The organism is Pseudomonas sp. L13 (assembly GCF_009935965.1).
Taxonomy (GTDB): Bacteria; Pseudomonadota; Gammaproteobacteria; order Pseudomonadales; family Pseudomonadaceae; genus Aquipseudomonas; species Aquipseudomonas lactis.
The window spans coordinates 68,211-74,210 of record NZ_QODJ01000030.1 but is presented as its reverse complement, the minus strand read 5'-3'; the positions used below and the strand labels follow the sequence as shown (position 1 = coordinate 74,210).

Annotated in this window: 5 protein-coding genes; 1 reads left to right on the top strand and 4 read right to left on the bottom strand. The window is 50.6% G+C overall.

Going from position 1 to position 6,000, the window contains the following annotated elements; translation table 11 throughout:
- Positions 1–423: 423 nt before the first annotated feature.
- The 4 genes from DK871_RS16455 to DK871_RS16440 all read right to left on the bottom strand — a co-directional run bounded on the left by DK871_RS16455 (position 424) and on the right by DK871_RS16440 (position 3,351).
- Entirely contained in the window at positions 424–855 is a 432-nt protein-coding gene (locus tag DK871_RS16455) for a hypothetical protein (protein WP_161905790.1), read from the bottom strand.
- Between the two features lie 112 nt (positions 856–967).
- Positions 968–1,489: a GNAT family N-acetyltransferase gene (locus DK871_RS16450; RefSeq protein ID WP_161905789.1), complete on the bottom strand. Its 522-nt coding sequence runs from the start codon at positions 1,487–1,489 to the stop codon at positions 968–970.
- A 553-nt stretch (positions 1,490–2,042) separates the two neighbouring features.
- Positions 2,043–2,420 carry an SGNH/GDSL hydrolase family protein gene (locus DK871_RS16445; protein WP_047710955.1) on the bottom strand — a complete coding sequence of 126 codons (378 nt, stop codon included), beginning with the start codon at positions 2,418–2,420 and terminating at the stop codon, positions 2,043–2,045.
- 109 nt (positions 2,421–2,529) lie between these two features.
- The gene (locus DK871_RS16440) at positions 2,530–3,351 is read right to left on the bottom strand and encodes an MBL fold metallo-hydrolase (protein WP_218581444.1); all 822 of its coding nucleotides are present in this window, start codon (positions 3,349–3,351) and stop codon (positions 2,530–2,532) included.
- A gap of 903 nt (positions 3,352–4,254) precedes the next feature.
- Here DK871_RS16440 and DK871_RS16430 point away from each other — a divergent pair.
- Positions 4,255–5,709, top strand: a complete 1,455-nt coding sequence (locus DK871_RS16430; protein WP_218581443.1) for an MATE family efflux transporter — start codon at positions 4,255–4,257, stop codon at positions 5,707–5,709.
- Positions 5,710–6,000 lie beyond the last annotated feature (291 nt).

The following is a 6,000-nucleotide window of genomic DNA, read 5'->3' as shown; positions in this document are numbered from 1 at the left end:
ATCGGCTAGCAGCTTAAAGAATGCATGGGCGTTGCTGTTTTTGGCGTGCTGCTGAATGCGCTGCTGTTGATGCCTGACGATTTGACGTCTACGATTCACGCGGGTTGTCCTTGTTCGAGTGGTGTGTGTTCGCAACTATCACCGTAGACCAAGGACCGCCTTTTTTCATTTTTCTGTAGTCAGATCAGCTGGTTAACTGTTAAGGAAGTGCCATTCAAATCTGTCCCCTTTTTCTTTTTTCTCATAAGTACAACGACCTGCAATGCCCGGGCGCTATGCGCCTGGGTGAGCAGAAGCTGATTGATGTGCTGCTGGACAACCAAGACTAAGGATTCCCCATGACAACCAAACAATCCGACTGGGAGCGTATTAAATAGTTCTTCCAGGCCGGGCCATAAGTCGGCAGGCCTCTGATATCTAGTATTACTTCACGTATTTGAAGGATGCACTGACCAGCAATTGATTATTGATGGTAACCTTACAAAAGCGCTTCTCAACTGTTTTGCCATCAATGGCAAAAGCAGGAGTGCATTGTAAAAATGCGTTTTTCCCCTTCCAATCTTTAGTAACTCCGGTGGTGGTTGTGCTTACCGGCTCTTGCATGAATTTTCGGTTCTGTGGCCCGAAGTAGATTTCGGGTTCTCCACCGCCAAAAAAACCGGATTCGTATGTGGAGCAGAGTGTGCCTTCAATACGCTCTCCATCAATAATATTGGCGTCAATATGGCAGGCAGTCAGACCATTTGAGACATCCAGATCAACCGGTCCCAGGTTGGTCCAAGTGGGAGTGCTAATGCACCCGGACAGAGCCGCAGTAGCAAAAGCAATGATGCAAGTGGATTTGGCGCGAGGCATTGAACTGAGCTTCCTTACTTTTGAATTTGCATCACCAATACCGGCAACCAGCCACGATTTCAAGTATCACAGTGAGTTCGTAATAACCCGTAAGGGAGGCAATCAAACGCGCCTACCGGGAAAGGTCACGGCACATCACGACCATACCGATTTCGGCTACATCGGTACTGAAGGGGATTTCTCCCAATGACCTAAACCCGAAGTTCTTATAGAAACGCTGCGCGTTTGAATTGGTCTTCAGTACGTCTAGCCATAAGAAACCTTCATTGCGGTTTTGCGCTACGTCTTGAATGAATTGGAGAAGCTGCTTCCCATAGCCCTTGCCCGCCTGAGACTTGAGGAAGTAAATTTTCTGGAGTTCGGCGCCAAAATGATCAGACGTTGGGATCGGCTTGGACCAATTGACTTTTGAGAATCCTACTGCCTGGCCTTTGTCGTCGAACGCAATGAGCCAGTAGTGATTGATAGGTGAACCGATAGATTTCTGCAGTTCAGAAACCGAGAAGTCCTCGCTTAGGAAGTTCTGTAGTCCTGGGGCGGTCCAGATATCAGAAAAGTGCTCTTTGTAGGTCTTTATGCCGATGTCTCGGAGCGTTTGAAGGTCTTCAATCGTTGGCTCTCGAATCGTGATCACTCTTTTGCTCCTTGCGCCAAATGACTCCAACCAATACCGGCAACCCGCCACCATTTCAAGTCCTGCCTAAGCGAGGCGCCAAAGTCTCAAGGAATCGGAAGGTCGTCCGTTGGGGTGAGACGCAGGTCCGCATGGTTGATGGTGAGGATGGTGGGCCTGAAGGTGCATGAGGGCGGTCGGGATGGTCTGTACGTCGATTATCACCAAGACAACGGCATCGGCGGGCTTCGGTCTGAATAAAGAGGTGGGATATTCGTTCGGCAGGACGCCGGGCGAGGGGGATTGCGGAGCGGTTTCTAAAATTGCGGAGCGGAAAAGATAAGGGCCTGCCCAGGTTTCCCTGGCAAGCCCTTGATATCTATGGTGCCCGAACCCGGAATCGAACGGCACGGTAAACGATTGAAAACTTTGTTTTTTTGTGAGGCGTTTTTGAGAGTGCTATCTCTAAAAGTATCCTATTCGGAATGCCTTTGCTGGACCTTGGCTAAGAAGAATACGCGTGTATTAAAATCGGGAAATGACAATGAGCGGCGTTGCATATTGGCGGTTGTGCTCAAGGAACCCAGCGTTGCACAGCCTCAAGCGAGTCGAATGGCCCACTGTTGAAACATATTCTTGCGTTGGGTGCATGTTCATGAACTGTGTTGATGAGGCGTTCAAAGAGGCTTAGATACGCTGCATCAGTACGGACGCCTGCGCCGATCAGGACGCAATCACGTGGTTTCTCCTGAAGAAGACTGAGAAGGAGCGTTTCTGCGGTCTGTTCACTTTGGATTAAGCCTAGTTCAGTCGCGTAGCCGAGGCTTTCAAACGTGTTTTTATCGGCGTCCAGAGCGGCCTGAAGTTTCTCGTGCGTCAGTCCTGGCCATTTGCTGTAATCCACTGCGTTAGGGTGCCAGCCGACGAGAAGTACGTTAATTTTTTTGCTCATTGATTTCTCCAATTAAAAATAGCTTAGCTTTCTGGCGGGGGAGAAAAGCTGCTTTCTCCAACGCCCATTGCTAAGTGAAATAGCGGATCGTCGCCCTGGGTTTTTGCTCTCAATCCCACTCCATTTCATCTTTGGCAACCTTGGCCCCAAGTTGTAGCGAAATACCCATACCGGCATCGGGATACAATTGGGTCATGGCTTCTATCACTGCCGCGCTGTCGGCGGCCTTGGCAAGCTCATGTTCGAAGGCGAGTAGATAGTCGCGGGTATAGTGGATTGCTGAGGCGTTTACCTGAGCATTGGGGGTCAAGTGGCCAGGGACGACTACCTGAGGCTTGCGTGCGATCATGGCGTTGAGGTTGTTCACCCAAGCCGCACGGGCACCCGGATTTTTGGTATCAGCGGTCCATACGTGAACCCCCGAAAATACCAGGACGCCGCCGAAAATGGCGCTGAGCGATGGCACCCACAGATAGCTGCGATTGACGAGGCCATCGGCCTTGACGACCTCAATGATATGGCCTTCCAGGTTGAGGGCAGGCTCGTCAAAGGCTTCGGGAATCACCACATCTGCCAAGGTTTGCGGGCCGTTCTCTTTGAGCTGAGGCCCCCAGGTCGCCAGCTTCTTTTCGACGCTGTCCTTGATCGCGGCAATAGTCACTGAAGCCGCGATTACTCTGGCCTCCGGGAACGCAGCCTTGATGGACTGCAGGCTGAAGTAGTAATCGGGATCGCTTTGACTGATATAAATCGTTGTCAGGACCTTTCCGCTGTTTTTAATGGCTTCAACTATTAATTTCCCATCCGAAAGCGTAAAGCCACCGTCAATCAGAATAGCCTCGCGCTCACCGGAAATTAAAACAGGCGCCCGGAAAAAACCCTGTAAGTCAGCAGGGAAATGCTGCCAGGTCAATTTTGCTTGAGTATCCATAGTATGTTTGCTCCTGAAGATTATTGCGTTGTTTTGGCCGGTGTCAGATGGAATCAAAAACAGCTTTTACGTTGGCCTCGTCTAGTACACCCCGCCCGTTGTCGAGCAGATCAAACTCACCGTTGGGACTTATTGAGACTGAGGACGCGCCGGCCATGACGATTGACACGTTTCTTGTTCTTAAAAGATCCGCTAATGGCATGCTATCCGAGTTTTTAGATTGTCCGATCGTCAACGCTAGCCCGCAATTGGATTGCGAACTGAGGCCGCCCACAAGAATGATTTTTCCACCTGCGCTTAGTGAAGTTTTAAGTCGTGAGATTAAAGAGTAAACATTTATACCCCATAATCCGTTGTCGAGGCTGCTACCGACTAAATGCATCAATGTGCGCCTATGGTAAGTATGCCCGTTCCAGTTTGATAATATCGCCAAGGCAGAACAGTCAGAGAGCCCGCTGGTGGAAAGGACAGCGTCCCCTCCGATCAGAGAAACGGTTTTTCCCATGTCGACAATGATGGTGGGTGGCGGCATAGGAATAGATTGCTCATTGATTTATGATTTCGAAGGCGTTAAAAAGTCTGCTCTTTTTTTGGAGCCAACGTAATAACTGCGAGGTTTGGAGATTTTTGCCCTACATTAGTTTTTGGGTGCACATAAATCGTAAGCCGTAAACTCTTCGATCTACACGCAGTTTAGGCCGAGTTTTTAATTTGTCGTGTATAACCTTATGAAGAATTATTATTGGCGGTGAATGGGGGTGTTTGTGCTTGGTTTTTAATGGTCGCCTCTATTTTCTATGAAAAGCGTCTCGTCGCGGCGTATACAATGGCACCGCTGGCCAGGCATGTGAGTAACTGTGAATCAATGACTTTTTAGCCTTTTTTTCTCGAGATTGGTGTAGCGTGCGCCGCGCGTTTACGTTGTTTGAATTTGAGGTGAATCTATTTTCAACGAGAGCAACACTGGGCTATGCATATGGCAAACGACTGGAACTCCTTACTCTCAAATCAGCTCAGGTCAGCACTATGAACAGGCGCTCAATCGCTATTACGCCTGATAACGTGGCCGCAGCCTATTGGCGTTATGCCTTGCCCACGGTCATGGCAATGTTGGTCAGCGGTTTGTATCAGATCGTCGACGGGATCTTTATTGGGCATGTAGTGGGTGCCGAAGGGCTGGCAGCCATTAACATGGCGTGGCCCTGGATCGGCCTGATGGCCGGTGTTGGCCTTATGATTGGTGCGGGGGCGGGCACTCATTGTTCAATCGCCCAGGGTGAAGGGCACTTCCAAAGGGCCAAGGGCTTTCTCATACAAGGCTTGTGGTTGTTGGCATTATTAGGCGTTGTCGTTGGCCTGTTGATTATCGCTGGGCGCGATAGCTTGCTTGCTTTGCAAGGCGCCAATGCCAGCGTACAGCGCCATGGTAGTGGCTATTTGCAAATTATCGGCTGGTCCTCACCGTTGGTAATGGCCAGTATTGCCATGCCCATTCTGGTCAGGAACCTGGGCGCTCCCATGTTGGCCACGATCATGATGCTCATAGGGGCACTCACTAATATAGTGCTGGACTACGTATTTATCGTTGAGTTGGGCTGGGGTCTGCAGGGGGCGGCCATTGCGACAGTCACCGGCGAGTCGCTCTCGGCACTGATCGGCTTGGTATTTCTATGCACCCGTTACAGTTCCTTGCCATTGAGCCTGGCCCTGGGCGAGTTCGGCCTACAGCTGGCATCCTGTCGGCAGATTCTGCTTAATGGGTTTTCCAGTTTATTGATGTACCTTTACGCCAGCTTCGCAGCGTTATTGCACAACGCCGCGTTGATGCATTACGGCAGCACTGTGAACGTCGCAGCCTATGCCATAACCGGGTATTTGATGACGGTTTATTATCTGCTGGCCGAAGGCTTGGCCAGTGGTATGCAACCTCTGGTCAGCTACTTTCATGGAGCGGGGCAATCGGCTTTAGTCCGTAAGGTGTTCTTTCTGGCCATGCGCTGGGTGGTGGGCACGGGCGTGGTGTTGGTACTGATGATTTTGATCTTCCCACACATTGGCACGCGAATATTTATCAGCGACGAAGACTCAGCGTTGGATGTGGCAGCCATTGACGCTGTTCGCCTGCATTTGTTTGTGCTGTTTCTGGACGGATTCCTAGTGCTCGCCGCGGCGTATTATCAAGCGATCAGCGACAGCAGAAGGGCGACTATGATTACCCTGGCAAATATGTGCATTCAAATTCCGTTTTTGCTGATGCTAGCGCCGTGGCTCGGGGTTAACGGCATATTACTGGCATTGCCGCTGTCGACCATTGTGCTGGCGACGGGCGTGGTCACGCTATTACGTCGGCAGTTCTAACGGCGTGTTGGTGTAAATAAATAACAACTCGATGACCTTGACGGGCATCGAATAAAGGGGGCTTCAGAGTTATCAATGGAGACAAAGTGACAACGGCGTGTGGGTGGTTGGAGTTCGCATGTGCCTGCCAGGAGCATGCTGAGGTGACGAAAGCGGTAAATGCATTGCGGCGAACCATGAAGTATTGAGGGGGCCCTGAGTGAACAGGTCGCCATCAGGTCACGACGCCCGATCGTTAAACGCTCAGGGTATGCGTTCCCTCGCTCTACGTCATGAGCAATCAAAAGTATG

What these genes read in the sequence shown, in the direction of transcription:
- DK871_RS16455 (WP_161905790.1), bottom strand. Translation starts at nt 855, where the DNA reads ATGCCTCGCGCCAAATCCACTTGCATCATTGCTTTTGCTACTGCGGCT.
- DK871_RS16445 (WP_047710955.1), bottom strand. Translation starts at nt 2,420, where the DNA reads ATGAGCAAAAAAATTAACGTACTTCTCGTCGGCTGGCACCCTAACGCA.
- DK871_RS16440 (WP_218581444.1), bottom strand. Translation starts at nt 3,351, where the DNA reads ATGGATACTCAAGCAAAATTGACCTGGCAGCATTTCCCTGCTGACTTA.